This window comes from Mesorhizobium sp. Primo-A, from assembly GCF_003997175.1.
In the GTDB taxonomy this organism is placed as follows: domain Bacteria; phylum Pseudomonadota; class Alphaproteobacteria; order Rhizobiales; family Rhizobiaceae; genus Mesorhizobium; species Mesorhizobium ciceri.
The window spans coordinates 464,980-489,411 of sequence record NZ_RZTG01000004.1 but is presented as its reverse complement, the minus strand read 5'-3'; the positions used below and the strand labels follow the sequence as shown (position 1 = coordinate 489,411).

21 protein-coding genes are annotated in these 24,432 nt (G+C 63.5%); 6 read left to right on the top strand and 15 right to left on the bottom strand.

Going from position 1 to position 24,432, the window contains the following annotated elements; genetic code table 11:
• Positions 1 to 12 precede the first annotated feature (12 nt).
• Positions 13 to 930 carry a hypothetical protein gene (locus tag EOC83_RS10570; RefSeq protein WP_013528199.1) on the top strand — a complete coding sequence of 306 codons (918 nt, stop codon included), beginning with the start codon at positions 13 to 15 and terminating at the stop codon, positions 928 to 930.
• Positions 931 to 1,028: 98 nt separating this feature from the next.
• Here the strand turns inward: EOC83_RS10570 and EOC83_RS10565 are convergent, their stop codons facing one another.
• The 11 genes from EOC83_RS10565 to EOC83_RS10515 all read right to left on the bottom strand — a co-directional run bounded on the left by EOC83_RS10565 (position 1,029) and on the right by EOC83_RS10515 (position 14,979).
• Positions 1,029 to 2,510, bottom strand: coding sequence for a hypothetical protein (locus EOC83_RS10565; protein ID WP_063170441.1), 1,482 nt, complete (start codon positions 2,508 to 2,510; stop codon positions 1,029 to 1,031).
• Positions 2,511 to 2,657: 147 nt separating this feature from the next.
• On the bottom strand, positions 2,658 to 4,055 hold the full coding sequence (locus EOC83_RS10560; RefSeq protein ID WP_013528201.1) for an NAD(P)(+) transhydrogenase (Re/Si-specific) subunit beta: 1,398 nt from the start codon (positions 4,053 to 4,055) through the stop codon (positions 2,658 to 2,660).
• A 6-nt stretch (positions 4,056 to 4,061) separates the two neighbouring features.
• Entirely contained in the window at positions 4,062 to 4,490 is a 429-nt protein-coding gene (locus EOC83_RS10555) for an NAD(P) transhydrogenase subunit alpha (RefSeq protein ID WP_024501908.1), read from the bottom strand.
• Positions 4,487 to 5,767 carry a Re/Si-specific NAD(P)(+) transhydrogenase subunit alpha gene (locus tag EOC83_RS10550; RefSeq protein WP_063169840.1) on the bottom strand — a complete coding sequence of 427 codons (1,281 nt, stop codon included), beginning with the start codon at positions 5,765 to 5,767 and terminating at the stop codon, positions 4,487 to 4,489. The genes EOC83_RS10555 and EOC83_RS10550 overlap by 4 nt, the downstream gene beginning before the upstream one ends.
• A gap of 85 nt (positions 5,768 to 5,852) precedes the next feature.
• A complete protein-coding gene (locus EOC83_RS10545; RefSeq protein WP_013528204.1) occupies positions 5,853 to 6,077 on the bottom strand; it encodes an aa3-type cytochrome c oxidase subunit IV in 225 nt (74 codons plus the stop codon).
• A gap of 206 nt (positions 6,078 to 6,283) precedes the next feature.
• A complete protein-coding gene (locus EOC83_RS10540; RefSeq protein ID WP_013528205.1) occupies positions 6,284 to 6,433 on the bottom strand; it encodes a DUF3096 domain-containing protein in 150 nt (49 codons plus the stop codon).
• Between the two features lie 119 nt (positions 6,434 to 6,552).
• Positions 6,553 to 7,332 (bottom strand): hypothetical protein, encoded by a 780-nt coding sequence (locus EOC83_RS10535; RefSeq protein ID WP_013528206.1) that lies wholly within the window; start codon positions 7,330 to 7,332, stop codon positions 6,553 to 6,555.
• Between the two features lie 335 nt (positions 7,333 to 7,667).
• A complete protein-coding gene (locus tag EOC83_RS10530) occupies positions 7,668 to 9,980 on the bottom strand; it encodes an EAL domain-containing protein (protein WP_063169839.1) in 2,313 nt (770 codons plus the stop codon).
• A 144-nt stretch (positions 9,981 to 10,124) separates the two neighbouring features.
• The gene (locus EOC83_RS10525; RefSeq protein WP_024501910.1) at positions 10,125 to 13,619 is read right to left on the bottom strand and encodes an indolepyruvate ferredoxin oxidoreductase family protein; all 3,495 of its coding nucleotides are present in this window, start codon (positions 13,617 to 13,619) and stop codon (positions 10,125 to 10,127) included.
• Positions 13,620 to 13,838: 219 nt separating this feature from the next.
• A complete protein-coding gene (locus EOC83_RS10520) occupies positions 13,839 to 14,375 on the bottom strand; it encodes a hypothetical protein (protein ID WP_013528209.1) in 537 nt (178 codons plus the stop codon).
• Positions 14,368 to 14,979, bottom strand: a complete 612-nt coding sequence (locus tag EOC83_RS10515; RefSeq protein ID WP_063169838.1) for a CGNR zinc finger domain-containing protein — start codon at positions 14,977 to 14,979, stop codon at positions 14,368 to 14,370. The genes EOC83_RS10520 and EOC83_RS10515 overlap by 8 nt, the downstream gene beginning before the upstream one ends.
• 148 nt (positions 14,980 to 15,127) lie before the next feature.
• Here EOC83_RS10515 and EOC83_RS10510 point away from each other — a divergent pair, with 148 nt between their 5' ends.
• The 4 genes from EOC83_RS10510 (at position 15,128) to EOC83_RS10495 (ending at position 19,634) form a co-directional block, all read left to right on the top strand.
• Positions 15,128 to 16,033 (top strand): branched-chain amino acid ABC transporter permease, encoded by a 906-nt coding sequence (locus tag EOC83_RS10510; RefSeq protein WP_063169837.1) that lies wholly within the window; start codon positions 15,128 to 15,130, stop codon positions 16,031 to 16,033.
• Positions 16,034 to 16,221: 188 nt separating this feature from the next.
• A complete protein-coding gene (locus tag EOC83_RS10505) occupies positions 16,222 to 16,806 on the top strand; it encodes a TRAP transporter small permease subunit (protein WP_013528212.1) in 585 nt (194 codons plus the stop codon).
• A complete protein-coding gene (locus EOC83_RS10500; RefSeq protein WP_174299056.1) occupies positions 16,803 to 18,587 on the top strand; it encodes a TRAP transporter large permease subunit in 1,785 nt (594 codons plus the stop codon). The genes EOC83_RS10505 and EOC83_RS10500 overlap by 4 nt, the downstream gene beginning before the upstream one ends.
• A gap of 18 nt (positions 18,588 to 18,605) precedes the next feature.
• On the top strand, positions 18,606 to 19,634 hold the full coding sequence (locus EOC83_RS10495; protein ID WP_063170440.1) for a zinc-dependent alcohol dehydrogenase family protein: 1,029 nt from the start codon (positions 18,606 to 18,608) through the stop codon (positions 19,632 to 19,634).
• An 85-nt stretch (positions 19,635 to 19,719) separates the two neighbouring features.
• Here EOC83_RS10495 and EOC83_RS10490 read toward each other — a convergent pair whose 3' ends face one another.
• Positions 19,720 to 20,829: a TRAP transporter substrate-binding protein gene (locus tag EOC83_RS10490; RefSeq protein WP_013528215.1), complete on the bottom strand. Its 1,110-nt coding sequence runs from the start codon at positions 20,827 to 20,829 to the stop codon at positions 19,720 to 19,722.
• 263 nt (positions 20,830 to 21,092) lie between these two features.
• On the opposite strand from EOC83_RS10490, the gene EOC83_RS10485 reads away from it, so the two are divergent.
• On the top strand, positions 21,093 to 21,866 hold the full coding sequence (locus EOC83_RS10485; RefSeq protein WP_063169836.1) for a gamma-glutamyl-gamma-aminobutyrate hydrolase family protein: 774 nt from the start codon (positions 21,093 to 21,095) through the stop codon (positions 21,864 to 21,866).
• Here EOC83_RS10485 and EOC83_RS10480 read toward each other — a convergent pair whose 3' ends face one another.
• The 3 genes from EOC83_RS10480 to EOC83_RS10470 form a co-directional block, all read right to left on the bottom strand.
• Positions 21,867 to 22,271: a hypothetical protein gene (locus EOC83_RS10480; RefSeq protein ID WP_024501916.1), complete on the bottom strand. Its 405-nt coding sequence runs from the start codon at positions 22,269 to 22,271 to the stop codon at positions 21,867 to 21,869. It abuts the gene before it with no gap.
• An 82-nt stretch (positions 22,272 to 22,353) separates the two neighbouring features.
• Positions 22,354 to 23,337 carry a 2-hydroxyacid dehydrogenase gene (locus tag EOC83_RS10475; protein WP_013528218.1) on the bottom strand — a complete coding sequence of 328 codons (984 nt, stop codon included), beginning with the start codon at positions 23,335 to 23,337 and terminating at the stop codon, positions 22,354 to 22,356.
• The gene (locus tag EOC83_RS10470; protein WP_082826628.1) at positions 23,334 to 24,356 is read right to left on the bottom strand and encodes a LacI family DNA-binding transcriptional regulator; all 1,023 of its coding nucleotides are present in this window, start codon (positions 24,354 to 24,356) and stop codon (positions 23,334 to 23,336) included. Before EOC83_RS10470 ends, EOC83_RS10475 begins: the two co-directional genes overlap by 4 nt.
• Between the last annotated feature and the right edge of the window lie 76 nt (positions 24,357 to 24,432).

Here is a 24,432-nt window from a genome sequence, read left to right as displayed (position 1 = left end):
TAGGGGGCACTTATGCAGTCCACCCTATCGGCTGTCGACGTTTCCACTTCAACAGAATCCTCCTCCACCGCCGTCAGTTGGGGACCGATCATCGCCGGTGCCTTCGCGGCCTCGACGCTGACCTTCATCCTCATGCTGCTGGGCTCCGGGCTTGGATTGAGCATGGTGTCGCCCTGGTCGGGATCCGGCGCATCTGTCACCACTTTCGCGGCATCCACCGCCGTCTGGCTGATCATCGTGCAATGGCTGTCCTCGGGTGTCGGCGGCTACCTTGCCGGACGCCTGCGCACCAAATGGGTCGGCATCCACACGGACGAGGTGTATTTCCGTGATACCGCCCATGGCTTTCTTGCCTGGGCGTTGGCCACACTGCTCGTCGTCGGCGTGCTTGGCTCCGCGCTTTCCGCTGCCATAGGCTCGGGCGTGCAGGCGGTGTCCACCATCGCGTCTGGTGCGGCCATGGGCGCATCGGCGGGGGCTTCGGCCAATGCCGGCAGCGCGTCGGCCGACAATGCGACATCCTACCTGGTGGATTCACTGTTCCGTCCGGCTGATCCGGGCAAGCTCGCGGCCGCCAATCCGGACAGCGATGCGGCCGCGGTTGGGCAGGCTTCGCGCATCCTGATCGCCGGCGCCGCGGCAGGCGAGGTTTCCGCAGACGACAAAACCTATCTGTCGCAGTTGGTCGCCGTTCGCACGGGGCTTTCGGAAGCAGATGCCAGGACCCGGGTGGATGCCGTCCTCGCCAAGGCCCAGGACGCCAAGGTCAAGGCGCAGCAGGCCGCCGACACAGCCAGGAAGGCCAGCGCGACGTTTGCCCTGCTTGGTGCGCTCTCGCTGGCCATCGGCGCCTTTATCGCCAGTGCTGCCGCGGCCCTTGGCGGCAGGCAGCGCGACGATGAGGAAGCGGTTTTTATCACCAACCGTTGAACTGCACTTGCAACAAAGCCACTCTGGCCCGCCCGGAGCGGCTTTGCTTTGAAGTTGTCGAGCGGCGCTGCCACGACCCCGTTCGCTGAAATCCGTTCTTATTTTCGGGGAGGAATCGCCGGCACTTCGGCTTGGCTCGGCTCCAGTTTGCGACCGAGGTCGACAGCGTCGCGCAGCACGGCGAGATGCGAGCGCGGCTGATCGCCGGCAGCAACCTCGATACCGGTCGCCGCCAACGACCAGTACAGCGTGTGGGTGAAGACACGGCCGAGGGAACCGCGCAGCTCGACCTGAACGTTCTCCACGCCCGGGCCGAAATTCTCCGCCATCGGCCCTGAGATCGGATCGCCCGTCAGCCAACCGTTGCCGCGGTCGAAGATATTGGTCCAGCGCGTCGCAGCAAACACCGCGCCATGATGCACCGCCCGCTGTGGCTTGCCGGAAGAACGGTTGCGCCCTTCCTGATAAAGCACGGTGCCACCGGCCGCCGCTCCCTCGGCAATCGGCGGACATGCCGAGAACAGGCGCTCGGCGATGCCGCGCCTGAATTCGGCGAGATTGTGCGTCACCAGAAATTCGCTGTGGGTCAGCGGGCTACCAAGCGTGACGAAATCGCTGATCTTCCAAGGCCGATGGCTGTCGTCCCTGGTGCGCAGTTGGCGATAGAGCTCCCACTGATCGCGCCGGAACCCGGCAAGATCGTCAAGGCTGCCGGGCCATGCCGAGCCGTCGGCAACAAGCGTCGCCTTGTCGATGGCGTGGATAGCCTTCAGTTTCGCCTTGTCGCGGATGGCCTCGAGTTTTCGGGGCCTGAAATCGGACCACAAGATCTGCAACAGGTCATAGGCGATCATCGAGCCGAGGCTGTGCGAGACCAGCACGATGCGATCGTAGGTATCGTCCATCATCAGACGCTTCAGCAGCTTCAGGCCGCGGTCGCGGATCAGCGCCCGCTTCTCTACCGTGGCCGCTTCAGCGCGCACATAGCCCGCGACATCGCCGAAATAGGGAAGGCCAAAACGGTCCACCGACCAGATGACGAACGAGGCCAGGATGGTGACGAGGACGCCGACGGTCCACGAAATCTGCTGCTGCCAAACCGACGTCGCAAGCGCGAGCGTCGCGACCAGGACGATGATGGCGGCAACCAGAGTGACCAGATAGAGCTTTCGGGCGTCCGGCGGTATGTCGGTGGGCTTGCGCCACAGCAGATTTGTCACCCAGGCGGCAAGCCGGCCTCGCGTCGTGCCCTGCGTGATGTCGGCCCAGTAAAGCTCGTAGAAGTCGGTGCGGCGGCCATCGACATCGTAGGGCGTGGTGATGCGGCGAAGTTCGTACGAATTGGTCCGGCTGTCGGGAGTGATCCAGCTCTGGTTGATCTTCGCGCCGGCGGGGTCGGCCGGATCGGCGACATGGGCATAAAACGGCGCGCGGTTGGGGTCATGGCTCCAGACAGCCTGGACAAAGCCTCGCAGCGTATCCATCGGCCGCTGTTCGCCCATGCCATGCACGATCACCACCGCCTGGCCAGGCTTGCGCGGCGCTTTCCCGGCGGGCGGCGATGCGATCGGGTCAGGCACCAACGTCTCCGTCGACGACAATCCCGCCGTCGAGGCGGGAATTCGTCATCGTAGCGCCGAAATCGCCGTCAAGCCAAGAAAGCCTGCCAAGAAAAAGCCCGGCGCGAAGCCGGGCGATTCTTGGCGTGTCCCGGCGCTTATCCCGGATCAGTGATCCATGGCTTTGACGATCTCTTCGGTCATCTTCTTGGCGTCGCCGAGCAGCATCATGGTGCCGTCCTTGTAGAACAGCGTGTTGTCGATACCGGCATAGCCGGAACCGAGCGAGCGCTTGACGAACAGGCAGGTGCGCGCCTTGTCGACGTCGAGGATCGGCATGCCGTAGATGGGTGAGGACTTGTCGTCGCGCGCGGACGGGTTGGTGACGTCGTTGGCGCCGATGACATAGGCAACGTCGGCTTGCGCGAACTCCGAGTTGATGTCCTCAAGCTCGAACACCTCGTCGTAGGGCACATTGGCTTCGGCGAGCAGCACGTTCATGTGGCCGGGCATGCGGCCGGCGACCGGGTGGATGGCGTACTTCACGTCGACGCCATTGGCCTTGAGCTTGTCGGCCATTTCGCGCAGCGCATGCTGCGCCTGGGCAACCGCCATGCCGTAGCCCGGCACGATGATGACTTTCTGGGCGTTCATCATGAGGTAGGCGGCATCGTCGGCAGAACCCTGCTTGACCGTGCGTTCGATGCCGTCATCGGCGGCCGCTGCCGTCTCCCCACCGAAGCCGCCGAGAATGACCGAGATGAAGCTTCGGTTCATGCCCTTGCACATGATGTAGGACAGGATCGCGCCGGATGAGCCGACCAGCGCGCCGGTGATGATCAGCGCCAGATTGCCGAGCGTGAAGCCCAGCGCCGCCGCCGCCCAGCCGGAATAGGAATTCAGCATCGAGACGACGACCGGCATGTCGGCGCCGCCGATCGGGATGATCAGCAGGATACCGAGCACCAGCGAGGCGGCAACGATCAGCCAGAAGACCAGCTTGGACTCGGTGGTGACCAGCAACACGATCAGCACGACGAGCGCGATAGCAAGTGCGGCGTTGATGAAGTGGCGTGCGCCGATCATGATCGGCTTGCCGGACATGCGGCCATCGAGCTTGAGGAAAGCGATGACCGAGCCGGTGAAGGTGATGGCGCCGATGGCGACGCCAAGGCTCATCTCGATCAGGGCCTGGGCATGAATGTCGCCATCCGTGCCGATGCCGAAGCTTTCCGGGGCATAGATCGCGGCAGCCGCCACCATGACGGCGGCGAGGCCGACCAGCGAGTGGAAGGCAGCGACCAGCTGCGGCATCGAGGTCATGGCGATGCGGCGCGCGGTAACGGCGCCGACGCCGCCGCCAATGGCAAGGCCGAGCACGATCAGGCCGAAGCGGCCGGCGGACGGGGTCGCCAGAGCCAGTGTGGTGGCGATGGCAATACCCATGCCGATCATGCCGTAGAGATTGCCCTGGCGGCTGGTGGTCGGATGCGACAGGCCGCGCAGCGCCATGATGAACAGGACACCGGAGACGAGGTAGAGGAAGGACGCGAAGTTGGCGTTCATGGCGCTCTACTTGTCCTTCTTCTTGTACATGGCCAGCATGCGCTGGGTGACGAGGAAGCCGCCGAAGATGTTGACCGAAACCAGCATCAGCGCGACGAAGCCGAAGCCCGCGGCAATGCCGGAGGCGGCGATGCCGACGGCAAGCAGCGCGCCGACGACGATGACCGAGGAGATGGCATTGGTGACGGCCATCAGCGGCGTATGCAGTGCGGGGGTCACCGACCAGACGACGTAGTAGCCGACGAAGATCGCCAGGACGAAGATGGCGAAGCGGAAGACGAAGGGATCGATGGCGCCGCCGGAGAGCGCATGCGCGGCATCACCGGCCGCGTCAGTGCCGCCGGGCGCGGTCGCCAGATTGTGCACCGCCAGCCGGACGGCGGCGGAGGCCTGGTCGAGCTGGTCGAGGGCTTTCTGCAGGGTCTGGTCCATCACGCGATCCCTTTCGGCTTCGACGAGGGCGACTTGGGTGCGGCCGCCTTCTTGGGCGCGGCTTTCTTGGGCGAAGCATCGGCGACCATGGTCTTGGCCGGGATCGCGGCCGGCTCGACATATTGGCCCTTTGCCGGCTGCTGGTCGGCTTTCACGAAAGCCGGATGAACCACCTTGCCGCCATCGGTCAGCATCGTTGCCTTGACCAGATCGTCGTCGCGATTGATGGCAAGCGTCTTGGCCGTCTTATCGACCAGCGTCTCGAGAAAGGCGAACAGGTTCCTGGCATAAAGCAGCGAGGCCGACGCCGCGATGCGGCCAGGCACATTGAGATGGCCGACAATCTTGACGTTGTTGGCGGTGGTGACCACCTTGCCGGCTTCGGCGCCCTCGACATTGCCGCCGCGCTCGACCGCGAGGTCGACGATCACCGAGCCCGGCTTCATCGAAGCGACCATCGCCGCCGAGACCAGCTTGGGCGCCGGCCGGCCGGGAATGAGCGCCGTGGTGATGACGATATCCTGCTTGGCGATGTGCTCTGATGTGAGTGCCGCCTGCTTGGCCTGATATTCCTTCGACATTTCCTTGGCGTAGCCGCCGGCCGTTTCGGCCGCCTTGAATTCCTCGTCCTCGACCGCGAGGAACTTGGCGCCGAGCGAGGCGACCTGTTCCTTGGCGGCGGGGCGAACGTCGGTGGCGGTGACAACCGCACCAAGCCGGCGCGCGGTGGCGATCGCCTGCAGGCCGGCGACGCCAACGCCCATGATGAAGACCTTCGCCGCCGGCACCGTGCCGGCCGCCGTCATCATCATCGGCAAGGCGCGGTCATATTCCGAAGCCCCGTCGATCACCGCCTGATAGCCGGCCAAATTGGCCTGCGAGGACAAAACGTCCATCGACTGCGCGCGGGTGATCCGGGGCATGAATTCCATCGAGAAAGCGGTGACGCCGGCCTTGGCAAGAGCTGCCACGGCGGCATCGTTGCCGTAGGGGTCCATGATGGCGATCACAGCCGCGCCGGGCTTGTAGCTCTTCAGCTCGGCATCACCAGGCCGGCGCACCTTCAGCACCACATCGGCCTTGGCGACATCGGAAGCCTTGCCGATAGCAGCGCCGGCGCTCGCATAGTCGGCATCGATGATGCGCGATTTCAGACCGGCACCGGCCTCGACGACGACGTCGAAGCCCAACGCCGCCAGCCGTTTCACCGTATCGGGCGAAGCCGCGACGCGCGGCTCGTTGGCATCGAGCTCACGAGGGATGAAAACCGTCTGTCCCACCGCATGATCCTTTCGGCCGGAAGCTATTTCCCGCAAGACGCCGGCCGGCCTCGCGGCGGCGCCGTGGACAAGATGTCGGAAAAATCTATCGGAGGATAAAGGCGCCGACAGCCAGAATCAGCACGAACAGAATGGTCGCCGAGAAGAAGCCGCCCGCGAAGAAGCCGAAGGCCATCGCCAGGAGCAGGGCGCCACAAAACAGCGAGCCGTACTTGGCCAGCGCGAGGAAGCCCGCATAGGTGCGGTCATGCTCGGCATAGTCCATCTTCGCGCCCAGTTCGACAGGACCAGTCGGCGAGTGATCAGCCATAGGAATACCCCTTCGAAGACATCTTTCAGGCACATAGCGAAAAGCCGCGCCGAGAGCAATGGCGCTATTGCCGCACAACAACCGACAACTGCCTCAAAGAAAGATTGAAGCCAGCAGTCGACGCCGCGACGGAGTCCGATCGCTGGATTCTGATGCTTGATGCGGAACTCCGAAGGGCGGACGCTTGCGTGGCCTAAGCCGGAGCCTCAGCCGGCTAGATGCGGAAATAGCCCGAGCAACCCGACGACGATCAGATAGAGCGCGACGATGTAGTTCAACAGCCTTGGCATGACCAGGATCAGCACGCCGGCGATCAGCGAGATGAGCGGGGTTAGCGCAAGTGTGGAAATGGTCATGGCGGGTTCCCTCAAAAACCTCAGATCGACCCGGAGCGCTGCTCGTGGCCTCACCCAGAACGCCGAAGTCGCCAAAAGGCTCCTGTCGGCCCTGCAAAATCGTGTGGATCCCTGCCGTATCAGGCGGCTTCGTGATAGTATTTTGCCGTCGGCAGGATGGTCAGCGGCGCGAGTTCCCCGACATGCGGCGTATCGAACAGCATGCGCTGCTCCATTGGCGTCGAGCGGAAGAACGGGAACCGTGAGAAGGACCGCTCGCGGATTGCGTTGACGTCGGCGCGGTAGAGCACGACCTTGTTGAAAACGCCCGGATAGGCGCGCGACTCGCTGATCTTCTCCGAGTAGTAGATACGCTTGTAGAAGCCGGCGTGATCCTCACGAATGGTCGACAGGCAGTAGGGCGCGTTGAAATGGAAGCACGCCATGCCGGCCAGCCGCAGCGTCAGGTAGGGAATCTGCGGGTAGACGCGCGACCATTCGGGATCGGACGCAAACCGGCTGGGACAGATGAAGCTCAGTCCGTCACGAAGCATCGGCATGACGATGTCGCCAAAGGCCTTGGTGGAAGGCGACATCGGCGTCGCCAAGGTGACGTGATGGATACGCAGCGTGCTGACGAGTTCCTGGTCGATATAGACCCCGAAGCGGTACACATTCGGTGCCTCGTCGAGCTCATCGTGAATGGTATGGTTTTCGTTGTCGGGCACCATATCGTTCGAGCGATATGACTTGTAGCGCAGGCGGTAGATGTCCTCGAGATCTTCGCCCTTGTCGCAGCGGCGGTACTCTGTCCGCTCAAGCATCGCCGAAACGTTGCGGGCGAAGCTGGACATGGTGTCGGCGGCGTCCTTGCCGTCCTCGCCCGTCACCGGACGAAGCGAACTCAACTGCACAATCATCAACTCAATCCCCGTACATTGCCGCCGCGATCCGACACTACGACAGGGTCTTGGGATGTAAAAGATGAAAACAGGAAGCAGCCCGTTTACCAGTCGTTAAGGTTAACGATTGCTAAAATAAAACTAAAATTGGTGGTTTTCTTCGTTTTCTGCGTCGCGACGGGGAAAGAGCGTGTCTCGAACATGACGGGAAGCGGCTGAAATTCTGGCATGGCCCGCGATGTGCAAAGAAACCTCGAATGCAGTGAATGCCTAAAGCCTGGGCGCCTGTTCAATCCTGATGGAAACAGGGATGGGCTCTCAGTGCCTGGGCACCATGCGCCAGGCGCCGCAAATCAGCGGCGTACCGCCTTTTTGGCGGTCCTGATATCCTTGGCGAAGGGCCATACCGTGTTCGACATCGTCTCGATGCCGGAAGCGCTGAGCGCCGAACCGAACAGGAACCCCTGGACAAGATCAGGCTTGACCTGCAGCGCCAGGATCTTGAGCTGCTCGAAGGTCTCGACCCCTTCGACGGTCACCGAAAGCCCCAGCGGCCGCGACAGGTTGACGATACCCTTGAGCAGCTCGAGCGAACGGGGATTCTGGGTGACGTCCATCAGGAAAGAGCGGTCGATCTTGATCTTGTCGAGCGGCAGCTTGTGCAGGTAGCTCAGGCTCGAATAGCCGGTGCCGAAATCGTCGAGCGCGATGCGCACGCCAAGCTGCTTCAGCTCCTCAATATACTGGCGCGTCAGCGACTTGTCGTCGAGCAGCGCCGTTTCGGTGACCTCGATCTCGAGCCTACTGGCGGCGAGGCCGGTGCCGGCCAACGCATCGCGAACCTTCTGGATGACATCGCGGCTGCGGAAATCCTTGGCCGAGAGATTGACCGAAACGCTGGTCTGGTCGGGCCATTTGGCGCATTCGGCGCAGGCTGCCTGCAGCACGAAGGTGCTGATCTCGGAAATGATGCCCATTTCCTCGGCAAGCGGAATGAAGATGCTGGGCGAGATTGGCCCGAGATCTGGATGATCCCACCGGCACAGCGCCTCGCAACTGGCGATACGCATGGTGCTCATCGCCACGATCGGCTGATAGACCACCCGCAGGCTCTTGCCCTCTACCGCGGTGCGCAGATCCGCCTTCATCAGCTGACGGTTGCGGAAGGCGGCATCCATCGAAGCTTCGAACAATCGCCAGCTGTTCTTGCCGAGTTCCTTGGCCTTGTAGAGCGCCAGGTCCGCCTTCACGATCATGGCGTCGACATCGGTATCCTTGACCCGTGACAGCACCGCGCCGCCGCTGGCCTGAATGCGCAGCCCGTGACCGGCGACGTCGACTTCCCCTTGCAGGCCGGCGAATATCTCGTCGAGCTGGCTGGTCAGATGGCTCTCATCCTCGACGCGGTCGAAGAAGATCATGAACTCGTCGCCACCGAAACGGCTGACCGTGATATCTTGCTTGGCAATGGCGCCAAGCCGCTCGGCAACGGCATAGATCAAGCCGTCGCCGATCGGATGGCCAAGCGTGTCGTTGACGCTCTTGAAATCGTCGAGATCGAGCACCGCAAGGCCGCAGAGACGGTCGCGATCGCCGGACGCCATGGCCTCGCCCACCAATTCATGGAAATAGGCCCGGTTGGGCAGGCCGGTGAGATTGTCGTAGCGTGCCATGAAGCGGATCTTGTCTTCCGCCTCGACACGGGCGGTGACGTCCTCGAAGGTGATGACGCCCAGTTCCTGGCTGCCCTCGCGAGCCGAGAACTCGTAATGCTGGCCGTTGGCGAGGGAAACCAGCACCTTGCGGTCGCGACCCTCACGCAGGGCACGCGTCAGCTGCGCCTCGATGTAGCGGCAATCCTTGGGCGCCAGCATGCCGCCGGCGACACCGCGCATCAACAGACCGTGGATCGACCGTCCGAGCAGCGCGTCGGGCGACTTGAGCGACATCAGATGCGCGGCCTCGGCATTGGCCACCGCGACGCGGCCGTCCGGACCGAGCATGACAAGGCCGTGCGACATGGTGTTGAGCGCCCGGTTGAAGCGCTGGGCAATGCGGTTGGCCTTCTTCTCTTCCGAGACGGCCGCAAAAAGCACATCGCGTACGGTGTTGGCGAATTTCCGGATGGCGAACAGGAACGGCGCCGACAGCAGCCCGAGGAGGACATGGTAGATGTCGCCGCGCAGCAGGAAGCCAAGCGAGATCGGCCAGGTCAAGGCAATGGTCAGGATGGTGACCATGCGCGGCGAGCCGTAGTTGCGGCCGGCGATGGAGGTCGCCGTCGCGAGCGTCAGGCAAACGGAGGCGATTTCGGCGAAACCATCGCGCGCGAAATAGATGCCGAGCAGGCAGAAAGCGCCAAGCGTCAAGCCATGCAGGGAGCCATAGAGAATGTAGTCATTCTCACGCTTGTGCGCCTCTTCCCAGGTCGTCGGCGACGGCATGCTGTTGTATTTTCGAAAGTTTCTCATGCGGAACACACCGATGAGAACCATCGAGATCGCGACCAGCAAATACCGCGGATCGCCGCCCTTCCACCAGACCAGGCCGATCAGGAAAGTCTGCGCGAGAATGCCGATCGAAAGCGTCAGCCCGTCGCGAAACAGGGTTTCCACGAACGGAATATAGACGTCGACCGGGATCTCGTTCTTTTTTCGCAGATTCAACGCCTGAATCCCAACCCTGGGGAGCCAAGCAGTGCCACATCCGCCTTAAGAAAGATTTAGAGAGACCCTCGCGCTCCTGCCGTCAAGCCGGGTGACGCAGCGGAAAGCAAGGAAACTGTCGTTCAGGTAAACAAGGCGTATCGGTCATTCGGCGGCCTGAAGTTCGGGCCGCGCCGGCGTACTCGACAGGCGTTCGAGCAGCCTTTGGCGCTCGCCGGCGGCCTTTTGCGCGCTGGCTTGGCGGACGTGGCCATAGCCGCGGATGAGGGCAGGCACCGAGGCCAGCGCAACCGCCGCATCGACCCTGGCTGGGGCCAACGATCCGGCGATGAGCTCCAGATCCGCCTCGTACCGCGCCAGCAGCTGCCGCTCCATGCGCCGTTCGGCGGTGTAGCCGAACAGGTCGAAGGCAGTGCCGCGCAGGCCCTTCATCGCCGCCAGCACGCGAAAACCCTTCATCATCCACGGGCCGAAGCTCGATTTCCGCGGGCTTCCGTCATTGCCGCGACGGCCCATGATCGGCGGAGCGAGGTGGAATTCGAGCCTTTCGTAGCTCTGGAACTGCTTGCCCAGTTCGGCGGCGAAAGAGCCGTCCGTGTAAAGACGCGCCACCTCGTATTCGTCCTTGATCGCCATCAGCTTGAACAGGTTCCTGGCGGCAGCCTGCGACACCGCGGTCGAACCAGGCACGGCCTTCGCTTCGGCGGCGCGCAACGCGGCCAGTTTTCCGGCATAACGCCTGCCATAGGCGGCGTTCTGATAGGCGGTCAGGAAGGCGACGCGGCGGGCAATGATGTCGTCCAGCGTCTCGGCGGTGTCCGTGGCCTGGCCTGCCTTTCCAGCCGCGGTCGGACCCGGCTGGGCAACCAGCCCGCGCACGAAATCCGGCTGATGGGCAGCGCGACGGCCCCAGCGGAAGGCGGCGATGTTCATCGCCACGGCTTCGCCATTGAGCTCGATCGCCTTCTCGACCGCCTCGGCGGACAGCGGCAGGCCGCTGTGCTGGAAGGCAAAGCCAAGCATGAACATGTTGGCGCCGAGCGAATTGCCGAAAAGTGCCGTGGCAGTGCGGGTGGCATCGAAGAAATGTGCCTTGTCGTCGCCCGCAGCCGCGCGGATCGCCTTTTTCAGCCGCTCTATCGGCAACGAAAAATCGGCCGAGCGGGCGAATTCGCCGGGCATGATCTCGGCGGTGTTGGCGACGAAGATGGTGTGGCCCTCGCGCACCGCGGTCAGCACCTTCTTGGCGCCCGACACGACGAGATCGCAGCCAAGCACGAGATCGGCCTTCCCCGCCGAAACGCGGATTGCATGGATGTCGTCCGGGGTACGAGCGATGCGGACATGGGTGAACACCGAGCCGCCCTTCTGGGCGAGGCCGGCCATGTCGATCATGCCGCAGCCCTTGTCCTCAAGATGCGCCGCCATGCCTAGCACCGCACCGACGGTGACGACGCCGGTGCCGCCGACGCCGTCGATGATCGCCGCCCAGCCCTGCTCGCCAAGCGGGAATTGCGCCGGCACGGGCACGCCTTCCAGCGGATCGGCCTTGCCGGCCAGGCCCTCGGCCTTGCGGATCTTGGCGCCGTGCACAGTGACGAAGGACGGGCAGAAGCCGTTGACGCAGGAGAAATCCTTATTGCAGCTCGACTGGTCGATCTTGCGCTTGCGGCCGAATTCGGTCTCGACCGGCTGGATCGAGACGCAGTTCGACTGTACGCCGCAATCGCCGCAGCCTTCGCAGACCAGTTCGTTGATGAAGACGCGCTTGTCGGGATCGGGGAATGTGCCGCGCTTGCGGCGGCGGCGTTTTTCGGCGGCGCAGGTCTGGTCGTAGAGCAAGACCGAAACGCCCTTGACGTCGCGCAGCTCGCGCTGGACGAGATCGAGGTCGTCGCGGTGATGGATAGTGGCACCGGCCGGGAATTCGGCTTTGCCAGCATATTTGTCCGGCTCATCCGTGACGATGGCAATGCGGTCGACACCCTCTGCCCGCACCTGCCTGGCAATCATATCGACGGTCAGGCCGCCTTCGTGCGGCTGGCCGCCGGTCATGGCGACCGCGTCGTTGTAGAGGATCTTGTAGGTGATGTTGGCATCGCTCGACAGCGCGAAGCGGATCGCCAGCGTACCGGAATGGTTGTAGGTGCCGTCGCCAAGATTCTGGAAGATGTGCTCGCGCTTGGAGAACGGCGCCTGGCCGACCCATTGCGCGCCCTCGCCGCCCATGGCCGTGAAGCCGACTGTGTTGCGGTCCATCCACAGCGCCATGAAGTGGCAGCCGATGCCGGCCGCGGCGATCGAGCCGTCCGGCACCTTGGTGGACGAATTGTGCGGGCAACCGGAACAGAAGAACGGCGTGCGCGAGCCGATGTCGGTGGCCTCGGTGAGCATTGCCTGGAACTGGCGCAGTTTTGCCACCCGCGCCGAAATCTCTTCGGACGGGCCGATGGTCCTGACGATCCTCTCGCCAAGCGCGATGGCGATCTCGTTGGGATCGAGCGCGCCTTTGGCCGGAAACAGCCAGTCGCCGCGCTCGTCCTTCTTGCCGATAATGACCGGTTGGGTGGCAGTGCCATAAAGGCTTTCGCGCAACTGTACCTCGATCAGCGAGCGCTTCTCCTCGACGACGACGATGGTGTCGAGGCCGCGGGCGAAACCGGCGATGTGATGCAGGTCGAGCGGCCAGGGGCAGCCGACCTTGAACAGCCGCACCCCGATGCGGTTGGCGGCCGCTTCGTCGATGCCGATATCCTCCAGCGCCTGGCGAACGTCGAGATAGCTCTTGCCGAGCGTGATGATGCCGATCTTCGGATTGCGGCCGCCCGAATAGACGATGCGGTTCAGCCCATTGGCAAGGATGAAGGCGGAGGCCGCGGCGCGCTTGTGTTCATGCAGCCGCTCTTCCTGGCCGAGCATGTCGATCTCGTGGCGGATGTTGAGACCGCCAGGCGGCATGTCGAACTCCGGCACGACGATGTTCAGCCGCTCGAGCGCGGCATCGACCGAGGCGGTCGATTCGATGTTGTCCTTGACGCATTTGATCGCCGCCCACGTGCCGGCAAAGCGCGACATGGCGAAGCCGTAGAGCCCGTAGTCGATGATCTCCTGGACACCGGCCGGGTTGAGGATCGGCACCATCGTGTCGACGAACAGGAATTCGGTGGCGTGCGCGTTGGTCGAGGATTCGGCCATATGGTCGTCGCCCATCAGCGCAAGCACGCCGCCATGCTTCGACGATCCGGCGAGGTTGGCGTGGCGGAACACATCGCCTGAGCGGTCGACGCCCGGTCCCTTGCCGTACCAGACCGAAAAGACGCCGTCATGAGTGCCCTCGCCCAGCAGCTCCGTCTGCTGCGCCCCCCAGCAGGCGGTGGCGGCAAGCTCCTCGTTGAGACCCGGCTGGAAGACGATGTCAGCCTGGGCGAGCTGTTTCTTCGCCTTCCACAGCTGCATGTCGAGGCCGCCGAGCGGCGAACCGCGATAGCCAGAGACGAACCCGGCCGTGTTCAAGCCGGCGCGACGGTCGCGCTCGCGCTGCATCAAGAGCATGCGAATGACCGCCTGCGCGCCGGACAGGAAGATGCGCTCCTTTGCGAGATCGAACTTGTCGTCGAGCGCGACGTCGTGCAGCGTCATCAGGCATTTCCTCTGCGGAGGCCACGCGGGGCAGGCAGCCAACGTCGGGGTCGGATGACGCATCCTTTCTCCCCTTGCAAGGCAGGTCAAACAAAATCGCAGATGCCAGGCAACGCGCAACGAACAGTCCGCGGCCATCCTGAATCGGGTATGAAACCGATCCGCGGACATTGCCCGGCGCATGAACATTACAGCTGCGGCGCGGCCGGCCGCGACGCGTCAGCCGCCTTTCGAGCAATCTGGCTTCGGCTCGCCCGGCAGCTTGCCGTCGGGATGGCCGACGAGATCGGGATTGGCGGTGTAGAGCTGGTCGATGACCAGCGGCCGGTCGGGCAGGATCGACTGGTCTTCCGTCGACATCAGCGTGGTGTCGATCTTCTGCAGGACCGCGCCGTCGGCGCCCTTGATGCTGATGGCAATCGCATAGGGCTTGTTCTTGACGACGCAGGTCAGTGCCGGGCTCTCCAGCGTCACCTTGTCGAGCTTCGGCCAGACCTTCTGCTCGACCACCAGAGGTGCGCCGCCGGCGGGATCCTGGAAGCTGGCGACCGCCACCTGGCCCTCTCCCATCGGCTTCAGCGGCCGCAGGGTCACCACATAAGTCGCCCTGGCGAGGCGGTAGTTGAAAACGAATATCTTGCCGGAAATCTCGAACAGCTTGCCTTCGGCGTCGCCGGTGTCGCGGCAGGCGCCGAGCGCAACGGCCACGATGAGCGCCGCGCCAACAAGGATCGAACGGGAAAGGCCGCTACGCATTCTTGACCTCATTTTCCGCCATGCGACGACGGCGATAGTGACGGCTTGCCTTCTGACGGTTGCCGCACACCGCCATGTCGCACCATAGGCGGCTGGAATTGCGGCTTCTGTCGACGAACAGCCAGGTGCAGTTGGGACAGATCCTGAGCCTTGCGACGGTATCGTCGCGCAGAAGCGATAGCGCCGAAACCGCCAGCGCCGCCTCGAAGGCGATCGGCGTCAGGGGATCACCGAACGGCCTTCCCGGCACACCGATCTCGGTCCGGCTGCCGGCAAGACCCTCGGCGCAGGCGCTCAGGAATCCGGGCAGATCAGCGGTGGCGACCGCGCCCTTCGACACCGCTCCACGAAACAGCCGGTCCGTCGCCTCGCGGATCGACAGCACGACGGGTGCGATCGCCACCGCTGAGGATACCGCCAGCGGCCTTTCGCCAAGCTCGGCGGCGCGAAAGCGGCTCGCCGCGTCGGCGAAGCGAGCAATCTCGGCCGGATCTTCGAAGCGGTCGAACGTCCGCTCCGGATCGCCGCGCAGCACGACGGTGTTCGCCGTGTCGAGCGCAAGCAGGCCGCCGGTGAAGCGGTGCGGGGTCCATGATACCGTCATGGCGAAAATCTAACCGATAAATCGTATTTGACAAGTTAGATTCAGCGATGCAACCTCACTCCGGGATGCGGTGGTCTCCGCAGCCTTTTGAGCATGCTGTTGGCCAGGACCGCTTCGCACTTTTGGGCGGCATGCTTCGAGGTTTTGCATGCTCTATTTCTTCCAGCAGGTGCTGAACGGGCTGCATTCGGGCGCGCTGTATGCGTTGCTCGCCTTTGGCTATGTGCTGACCAACGGCATCCTGCACCGCACCAATCTCGCTTATGGCGCGTTGTTCGCCTTTTGCGGCCAGACCATGATCCTGACCGCGGCCTTCGGCTATCAGGTGCTGTGGCTGACGCTGCTGGCGGCGGTGGCGCTCGGCGTCGTCGCTGCGTTCCTCTATGCCGCGCTGATCAGCCACGTGCTGTCGCGCAGTGTCTTCGAACCGTTGGCCGACCGCACGCCCAATGCAATCGTGGTGACGACGCTCGGCATCCTGCTGCTGCTGTCCGAAGCGAGCCGCATCGCCGCCGACACGCATGATCTGTGGCTGCCGCCGATGCTGGCGCAGCCCATCGTTTTCGCGCAGGGCGCGACCTTCAAGGCAACGCTGACGCTCATCCAGCTTATCGACTGCGCCGTGGTGGTGGCGGCAATCGCGCTGGCAAGCTGGGCTTTTGCCCGGTCGAGCTTCGGACGGTGCTGGCGCGCCGTCTCCGACGACCCCAAGGCTGCCGCGATGTGCGGCGTCGACGTACGCGCGGTGTTCCGGCACGCGGTGCTGTTCGGCGGCTTCTGCGCCGCGCTGGCCGGTGTCATGGCCGGGCTCTATTACGGCAATGTCAGCTTCGGCTCGGGCCTCGTCTACGGACTGAAGATCCTGTTCGTGACGGCGGTCGGCGGCTATCTCTCGCCACCGCGCGCGGCGCTCGGCGCGGCCGTCTTCGGCATGGCCGAATCGCTGTGGGCCGGCTACTTCCCGGTCGAGTGGCGCGACGCGTGGATGTACCTGTTCCTGGTCACGACGCTGATCCTGATCGGCGCCGGCCGCGACACCGGCAAAATCGCCTGAAAACGTCAGACTTTGGTTGCATGACGCGAGGGCAGATCGCCGGTATTGGGCACTGTCTGCGATGCGATGATATTCGCTGCCTCTATCCTTGTTGACCCGTCAGTCCACGCGCGGCATACCGTTGGACCACGTGGCGTGACGGACAAAAAGGGGGAAGCCGGCACGCCTCCGGTACAAGGGAGGAATGCATGGCAGGGCTTCTCGCTCTATCCAGGACTATTGATCGCGCCAACGAGTTCATCGGCAAATGGATATCGTGGCTGATCCTGCTGGCGATCCTGGTGAGCGCCGCCAACGCCATTATCCGCAAGGTGTTCGACATATCCTCGAACGCTTGGCTCGAGCTGCAATGGTATCTGTTCGGCGCCGCCTTCATGCTGGCCGCCGCCTATACGCTGAAGCAGAACGAACATATCCGCATCGACGTCGTCTACGGCCTGTTTCCACGCCGCGTGCAGCACTGGATCGACCTTTTCGGGCATGTCTTTTTTCTGATGCCGTTCGTGACGCTGATGGTGATCTATTTCGTTCCTTATGTGTCGCTGTCGTTTCGCAGCGGCGAGATGTCCAACAATTCCGGCGGCCTGATCATCTGGCCCGCCAAGGCCATCCTGCTCGTCGGGTTTTTCCTGCTGGCGCTGCAGGGCATCTCCGAGATCATCAAGAAGATCGCCATCATGCGCGGAGACATGGACGACCCCAATCCCTTCATATCGGTGCATGAGCAGGCCGAACTCGAAGCCAAGGCGCTGGCCGACGAGGTGCGTTCGTGATGGAGTTCATCGCGCAGAACATGGCGCCGATCATGTTCGCTTCGCTGATCATCTTCCTGCTGATCGGCTACCCCGTCGCTTTTTCCTTGGCCGCCAACGGCTTGATGTTCTTCTTCATCGGCGTGCTGCTGTCTCCCTATTCCGGAGGATCGATCAACCTCGCCTGGCCGCTCCTGCACGCATTGCCGGATAATTTCTACGGCAGCCGGGTGATGTCGAACGACACGCTGCTGGCCATCCCGTTCTTCACCTTCATGGGCATCGTGCTCGAGCGGTCGGGCATGGCCGAAGACCTGCTCGACACGATCGGCCAGCTGTTCGGGCCAATCCGCGGCGGCCTCGCCTACGCCGTGATCTTCGTCGGCGCGCTTTTAGCGGCGACCACCGGCGTGGTGGCGGCTTCCGTCATCGCCATGGGCCTGATCTCGCTGCCGATCATGCTGCGCTATGGCTATGACCGCCGGCTCGCATCCGGTGTCATTGCCGCCTCCGGCACGCTTGCCCAGATCATCCCGCCGTCGCTGGTGCTGATCGTGCTTGCCGACCAGCTCGGCCGCTCGGTCGGCGATATGTACGCGGGCGCGTTGATCCCGGGCCTCGTGCTCACCGGCCTCTATATGTCCTATATCCTGATCATGTCGATCATCCGGCCGAACTCGATGCCGGCGCTGCCGCTCGAGGCCCGTACACTTGGCCATGGCGTGATGTCGCTGCTGGTGGCTTTGCTGGTCACATCGGCGGTTTCCTACGCGGCATATCGTTATCTGGCGCCGGCGCATGGCGACAATGCCGACATTCTTGGCGCGACTGCCGGGGTGCTGTTCATCTACATCGTCGCCATTGCCGACAAGCGCCTGAACTTCAACATGATGTCCAGGCTAGCGCAGCAGGTGATCATCGTGCTGATCCCGCCACTGGCGCTGATCTTCCTGGTGCTGGGCACCATCTTCCTGGGCATCGCCACGCCGACCGAAGGCGGCGCCATGGGCTCGGTCGGCGCCTTGTTCATGGCGGCGGCCAAGGGGCGCTTGTCGCTTGACGTCGTTAAGCAGGCACTGGCCTCGACGACAAGGCTGTCGTCCTTCGTGCTGTTCATCCTGATCGGCGCACGGGTGTTCTCGCTGACCTTCTACGGCGTCAACGGCCACATCTGGGTCGAGCACCTTTTGACGTCGCTGCCGGGCGGCGAGGTCGGCTTCCTGATCGGCGTCAACATGCTCGTCTTCTTCCTCGCCTTCTTCCTCGATTTCTTCGAACTGGCGTTCATCATCGTACCGCTGCTGGCGCCCGCCGCCGACAAGCTCGGTATCGACCTGATCTGGTTCGGCGTGCTCCTGGGCGTCAACATGCAGACCAGCTTCATGCACCCGCCCTTCGGCTTCGCGCTGTTCTATCTGCGTTCGGTGGCCGCGCGCGTGCCCTATCTCGATCGTCTCACCGGCAAACAAATCGCGCCGGTGACGACCGGCCAGATCTATTGGGGCGCGGTGCCCTTTGTCTGCATCCAGGTGATCATGATCGGGCTGACCATCGCCTTCCCGCAAATGGTGATGCACTACAAGGGAACGACCGTCGATCCGGGCACCATCGACTACAAGGTACCGGAGGTGCCCGGCCTGTCGCCGCTGGGCACGCCGCCGGCGGATGGAGCGGCGCCCGCTGGTGGCGCCACGGCGCCGGCCGCTCCTGACCTTTCGCAACCGCCCAGTTTCGGCGATCCGACACCGGCAAAGCCGGCAGCGCCACAGCCCGACCTGTCGCAACCGCCAAGCTTCAACTGAACCGGCATGGTCAAGACCATGAAAGCGGTGCGGCTGGAAGCAGTGGGCGGCATCACGCTGCGCGACGTCGACATGCCTGACATCGGTGCGGATGAGCTACTGGTGCGCATCGAAGCCTGCGGCGTCTGCGGCACGGACCGGCATCTGTTTCACGGTGAATTTCCCTGCACGCCACCGGTGACGCCCGGCCATGAGTTTTCCGGCATCGTCGAGGCGATCGGAACATCGGTCTCGGGTTTTGCCATCGGCGATCGTGTTACCGGCGACCCCAACATAGCCTGTGGGCGCTGCGCACACTGTCACGCGGGACAAGTCAATCTCTGCAGCAATCTGTGCGCGATCGGCATTCATCGCGACGGCGGCTTTGCCGAATATCTTGCCTTGCCGCAGAAGCAGGCTTTCGTCCTGCCTGCAGGCCTGAACCCCCTGCACGGTGCCTTCTGCGAGCCGCTCGGCTGTTGCCTGCACGGCGTCGACCTTGCCGGTATCAAACCGGGCAGCTCGGTGGTCGTGCTTGGCGGCGGCGTGATCGGCCTGCTCACCGTGCAGCTGGCAAGACTGGCGGGAGCCACGACCATCATCCTGTCGACCAGGCAGGCTTCGCGGCGCGCCCTCGCCGAGGACCTCGGCGCGACAGCGACGATCGATCCGACAGCCACCGATGTCATCGATGCGATCGCCGGACCGGCCGGTCTGGCGCCAGGTGGCGTCGACGTCGTCTTCGAATGCGCCGGCGTGCGAGAGACCGTCGAGCAGTCCATGCGCCTGGCCCGAGCCGGCGGCACGGTCGTCATTGTCGGCGTGACGCCGCAAGGCATGAAAGCGGAATTCGAGCCGTTCGACCTGTTGTTCCGGGAACTGAAGGTGCTCGGTTCCTTCCTCAATCCCTACACCCATCGCCGCGCCGCCGAACTCATCGCTTCCGGTGCGGTCGAGATCGACAGGCTGATCTCCAGGCAGGTGTCGCTTGAAGAAGCGCCAGCGGTGATCGCCAATCCGCCGGCGCCCGGCGAGGTCAAGGTTCTGGTGGTGCCGCGCCGCGGCTGAACCGCCGGCTTCGCCTCCCGGCATATACAGAAAAGCTCTCTAAGCGGGGTCCGCCCAGAGAGCTTTTGAGCAGAAGTACAAACGACTACAGCTTGCCGTTGCGCTGCTGGACCATCATGAAGGTGTCGTAATTGTATTCGGCCACCTGTGCCCAGAGATAATGCTCCTTGCGGAAGCCCTTGATCGATTCCCAGATCTTCTTGAACGGGGCGTTGGAAGCTTCCATTTCGGTATAGACCTCGTTGGCCTTTTCGAAGCAGGCGGCCATGATCTCCTGGCTGAACGGGCGCAGTTTCGCGCCGCCGGCCACCAGCCGCTTCACCGCCGCAGGGTTCAGATAATCGTATTTCTGCAGCATGTTGGCGTCGGCCGCCTGCGCGGCAGTGTGCAGCAGCGACTTGTACGTTGGCGAAAGCTCTTCGTACTTCGCCTTGTTGAACATCAGGTGGACGGTCGGGCCGCCCTCCCACCAGCCGGGATAGTAATAATAGGGCGCCACCTTGTAGAAGCCGAGCTTCTCGTCGTCATAGGGGCCGACCCATTCGGCCGCGTCGATGGTGCCTTTTTCCAACGCCGGATAGATGTCGCCGCCGGCGATCTGCTGCGGCACGACGCCGAGTTTCTGCACCACCTTGCCGGCAAAACCGCCGATTCGCATCTTGAGGCCGGAAAGGTCGGCCACCGTGTTGATTTCCTTTCGGAACCAGCCACCCATCTGCACGCCGGTGTTGCCGCCCGGCAGGCCGAAAAGGCCCTGCGTGGCGAGAAACTCGTTGAACAGGTCGATGCCGCCACCATGGTAATGCCAGGCATTCATGCCGCGTGCGTTGAGCGAAAAGGGAACCGCCGCACCGAGCGCCCATGTCGGGTCCTTGCCCCAGTAGTAATATGCCACCGTATGGCAGGCCTCGACCGTGCCGGCCGTGGTGGCGTCGGCGGCCTGCAGGCCAGGCACCAGCTCACCGGCAGCAAAAACCTGGATCTGGAAATTGCCGTCGGTGGCTTCCGACAGCATCTTCGAGAACACCTCGGCGCCGCCATAGATGGTGTCGAGCGACTTCGGGAAGGACGACGCCAGCCGCCATGTCACCTTGGGATTGGACTGGGCGATTGCAGGCGCCGCCAGCGTGGCCGCCGCCGCCGCGGCACCGACGCCGGTGACACCGGCCTTGCGAATGAATGAACGACGATCCATGAAGTTCCTCCCTTTTGGATCAACAGGCCGACGTCAGAAAATCCTCGGTTTCCGTGTCGGTTCGTTCGAGACAATACACAGGCAAGAAGTCGAGTCCAGCAGGCCGGCCCCATTTGACGGCGAAGCCCGGCTGCACTGCAACTATAGTCTAACAGGCCGTTTCGTGGCCCATGCGACACGCCGAAACTTGGCATGGAAAAATAACGTGGGATCGCCTATTTTGAAGGCAGGTATCCCTTGCCCAAATGGAACACAGAGCCCAAATGCATCAGCCGCTCGTCGCCATATCGACCGACGTCCGTCAGTTCGACAACTACACCTGGCACGCCGCCCCACAACAATATCTGGAAGCGGCGATCACCGGCGCCGGCGTGTTCCCGGTGCTGGTGCCATCGTTCGGCGACCGGCTCGATTTCGACGAACTCCTGTCGTCGGTCGACGGCGTCATGGTCACCGGCTCGAAATCCAATGTGCATCCCTCGCTCTATGGCGGCGACGCCAGTGAAGCCAATGGCCCCTATGATCCGGCGCGCGACGCCACGACGCTGCCGCTGATCCGCCGGGCGATCGAACGCGGCGTGCCGCTGCTCGCCATCTGCCGCGGCATCCAGGAACTGAACGTGGCGTTGGGCGGCACGCTCGGCACCGAGATCCAGGAGCGCGAGGGTTCGCTCGATCACCGCGCGCCGGTGAGCGAGAAGCAGGACGAACGCTTCGCCATCCACCAGACCATTTCGATCAAACCTGACAGTTGCCTGGCCGGTGTGTTCGGTGCCGGCGACATCAAGGTCAATTCGTTGCACCGCCAGGCGATCGACCGGCTCGGTTCGAAGCTGCAGGTCGAGGCCGTCGCCACCGACGGCACGGTCGAGGCGGTTTCGGTGCGGGACGCCCGCGCCTTCGCCGTCGGCGTGCAATGGCATCCGGAATACTGGGTCAAGTCGGACAGCAATTCGGTGAAAATATTCCGTGCCTTCGGCGATGCGGTTCGGCTGCACGCCGCAGCGAAGGCCGGCGCGCGGGCCGCAGCGGAATAATCAGTCGCCGGATTTTTTATCACGGGTGGCCGCCAGCGACAGCAGCGGCAGCGCCGGGGCATAGGATTCGTAGCCGTCGCCATCGGCAGCCGCGAAGGTGACGATTGGATCGGTGCCATTGGCGCTGAAGGCAACGGTGCCATCGTTTTGCTCGCGCCAGAACTTCGCCTGTTCTATGCCCGGCAAGAGCCGACGGCATTTGGGAGCAACGGTGAGCAACGACAAACCGTCCGAAATTTCGGCCCCGCGGCTGACTGCACAGACCGCCTCATCGCCATTGGCGACCAGCCTGTAGCTGTTGGACGGGGCGGCCTCGTTGGCTACGCTTTCCCGGCTGCCGCCATGAAACAGCTGAATGCCACCAAACAGCGCTGCGGCAGCGATCAATGCGGAAAGTGCTTTCATCATTCTTCATCCACGTACACGGACAGGTTGAACAATGATTCCAAAGGGTTAAGCTGACGTTAATAAATGTGGCAGCCACCGATCAGTTTCTAGCCTTCACATGCGCCGTCTCGGGCACCGGCGTCAGCGGCCGGCGCTCGGTGAACCAGGACACCAGATTGTCGACGCACAGATCCGCCATGGCGCGGCGTGTATGGTCCGAGGCCGAGCCGACATGCGGCAGCAGCGAGGTGTTGGGCGCGTCGAGCAGCGCCTTGGGCACGTTCGGTTCGTCGGCAAAGACATCGAGGCCGGCAGCGGCGATGGTGCCGTTGGCAAGGGCTGCCGCAAGCGCTGCCTCATCGACCGTGCTGCCACGGCCGATGTTGACGAAGACGCCGTTGGCGCCAAGCGCCGACAGTATCTCGGCATTGACCGCCTTCTCCGTCGAGGCGCCGCCCGGCGCGACCGAAATCAACGTATCCACGGCTTCGGCAAGCCCTTTCAGGGTCGCATGATAGTGGTAGGAAAGACCTTCGACACGGCGCCGGTTGTGGTAGGCGACCGGCAAGCCAAAGGCCTCCAGACGCCGGGCAATGGCCTGCCCGATGCGGCCCATGCCGAAAATACCCACACTGCGCCCGCGCAAGGTCAGCCGGCTCAGCGGATAGTTGCCCTTGCGCACCCAGCTGCCGTCGCGCAGCCAGGTCTCGGCGCGCGGCAGGTCGCGGATGGTGTTGATCAACAGCCCGATCGTGGTGTCGGCGACCTCCTCGGTCAACACGTCGGGCGTGTTGGTGACCATGATGTTTTTCGCCGCCGCATGACCGACATCGACCGAATCATAGCCGACGCCGAAGGAAGCGATGAGTTCGAGGTTGGGCAATGCGTCCATCATCGCCGCGTTGATGCCGGCGAACGAAGCGATGCCGCGCACATCACTGCGCATCTCGTCGGTGACGAGCGCCGGATCGGCGCGTTCAATTCTGACACGCCTGAACGTGCGGTTGATGCGGTCGACCGCGTGGTCGTTGAAATCGCCCGGCACCAGGATGGCGACGGTCTGCAACTGTTCGGCCTTGGTCATGCACGCTCCACCGGCTTGCCGGTCGACTGACGCACATGCAGTTCCGGCTTGATCAATTCCTGCGAGGGTCGCACCGTCTGGCCGTTGAGCTTGTCGAGCAGCGCGCTGGCGGCGCGGCGGCCAACCTCGCGCTGGCCGTTCCAGACTGTGGTCAGCGCCGGCGTCGCGATCGCCGCCTCTTCGAGGTCGTCATAGCCGGTGACCGAGATGTCGACGCCCGGCACCAGGCCGGCGCGGGCAATGCCGTTCATCAGACCGATGGCGACGAGGTCGTTCCAGCAGCAGGCAGCTGTCGGCCTGTCCTTCAGCGCCAGGAACTGCCCGGCGGCCTCGAAGCCGGCCTGCTTGGTGCGCGGCCCGGCGATGCGCCAGGACGGCCCGACTTCCAGCCCGGCCGCCTCCATCGCGTTGACATAGCCTTGGTAGCGGTCACGGCCGGTCGAGGTCTGGTCGGTGCCGCCGATCATGGCGATGCGCTTGTGGCCGAGCGAGATCAGGTGATTGGTGGCGAGGCCTGTTCCATAGGAGTCGTCGCCGCGAAAGACCGGCACGTCGGCACCCTCGACGGTGCGCGCGATCAGCACAGCCGGCAGGCCGTTCTCCTCGGCCATCACGATGTCGGAAGCCGGCGTGCCTATCGCCGGCGACATGATGACGCCGTCGGCGCCGAGTTGCAAAAGCGTATCGATGAAAGTGCGCTGCTTTTCGAGCTGATCATAGTGGTTGGACAGGATGAAGGTTTGCCGGCTGCGGTCGAGCTCGCTTTCGATCGAGCGCAGGATCTCGGCGAAGAACGGGTTCATGATGTCGTGCACGACGACGCCGACAATGCCGGAACGCGAGGTGCGCAGGCTGGCGGCGCGTCGGTTGTAGATATAGCCGATGGCGCGGGCATGTTCCTTGATGCGGTCACGGGTGGTCCCGGCAACAAGAGGGCTGTCGCGCAGCGCCAGCGAGACCGTGGCCGTGGACACGCCGAGCGCATCCGCGATCGTCGAAAGCTTGATTTTTTGTGCCAGCGACGTGTGCTCCCCGGACCTGACTTTCCAGACCTAAACTGTTTAAAGGCGGCGTTATGCCACCGATCGGGGGCAA

What these genes read in the sequence shown, in the direction of transcription:
- EOC83_RS10570 (WP_013528199.1), top strand. Translation starts at nt 13, where the DNA reads ATGCAGTCCACCCTATCGGCTGTCGACGTTTCCACTTCAACAGAATCC.
- EOC83_RS10560 (WP_013528201.1), bottom strand. Translation starts at nt 4,055, where the DNA reads ATGAACGCCAACTTCGCGTCCTTCCTCTACCTCGTCTCCGGTGTCCTG.
- EOC83_RS10545 (WP_013528204.1), bottom strand. Translation starts at nt 6,077, where the DNA reads ATGGCTGATCACTCGCCGACTGGTCCTGTCGAACTGGGCGCGAAGATG.
- EOC83_RS10540 (WP_013528205.1), bottom strand. Translation starts at nt 6,433, where the DNA reads ATGACCATTTCCACACTTGCGCTAACCCCGCTCATCTCGCTGATCGCC.
- EOC83_RS10535 (WP_013528206.1), bottom strand. Translation starts at nt 7,332, where the DNA reads ATGATTGTGCAGTTGAGTTCGCTTCGTCCGGTGACGGGCGAGGACGGC.
- EOC83_RS10525 (WP_024501910.1), bottom strand. Translation starts at nt 13,619, where the DNA reads ATGACGCTGCACGACGTCGCGCTCGACGACAAGTTCGATCTCGCAAAG.
- EOC83_RS10520 (WP_013528209.1), bottom strand. Translation starts at nt 14,375, where the DNA reads ATGCGTAGCGGCCTTTCCCGTTCGATCCTTGTTGGCGCGGCGCTCATC.
- EOC83_RS10515 (WP_063169838.1), bottom strand. Translation starts at nt 14,979, where the DNA reads ATGACGGTATCATGGACCCCGCACCGCTTCACCGGCGGCCTGCTTGCG.
- EOC83_RS10510 (WP_063169837.1), top strand. Translation starts at nt 15,128, where the DNA reads ATGCTCTATTTCTTCCAGCAGGTGCTGAACGGGCTGCATTCGGGCGCG.
- EOC83_RS10505 (WP_013528212.1), top strand. Translation starts at nt 16,222, where the DNA reads ATGGCAGGGCTTCTCGCTCTATCCAGGACTATTGATCGCGCCAACGAG.
- EOC83_RS10495 (WP_063170440.1), top strand. Translation starts at nt 18,606, where the DNA reads ATGAAAGCGGTGCGGCTGGAAGCAGTGGGCGGCATCACGCTGCGCGAC.
- EOC83_RS10490 (WP_013528215.1), bottom strand. Translation starts at nt 20,829, where the DNA reads ATGGATCGTCGTTCATTCATTCGCAAGGCCGGTGTCACCGGCGTCGGT.
- EOC83_RS10485 (WP_063169836.1), top strand. Translation starts at nt 21,093, where the DNA reads ATGCATCAGCCGCTCGTCGCCATATCGACCGACGTCCGTCAGTTCGAC.
- EOC83_RS10480 (WP_024501916.1), bottom strand. Translation starts at nt 22,271, where the DNA reads ATGAAAGCACTTTCCGCATTGATCGCTGCCGCAGCGCTGTTTGGTGGC.
- EOC83_RS10475 (WP_013528218.1), bottom strand. Translation starts at nt 23,337, where the DNA reads ATGACCAAGGCCGAACAGTTGCAGACCGTCGCCATCCTGGTGCCGGGC.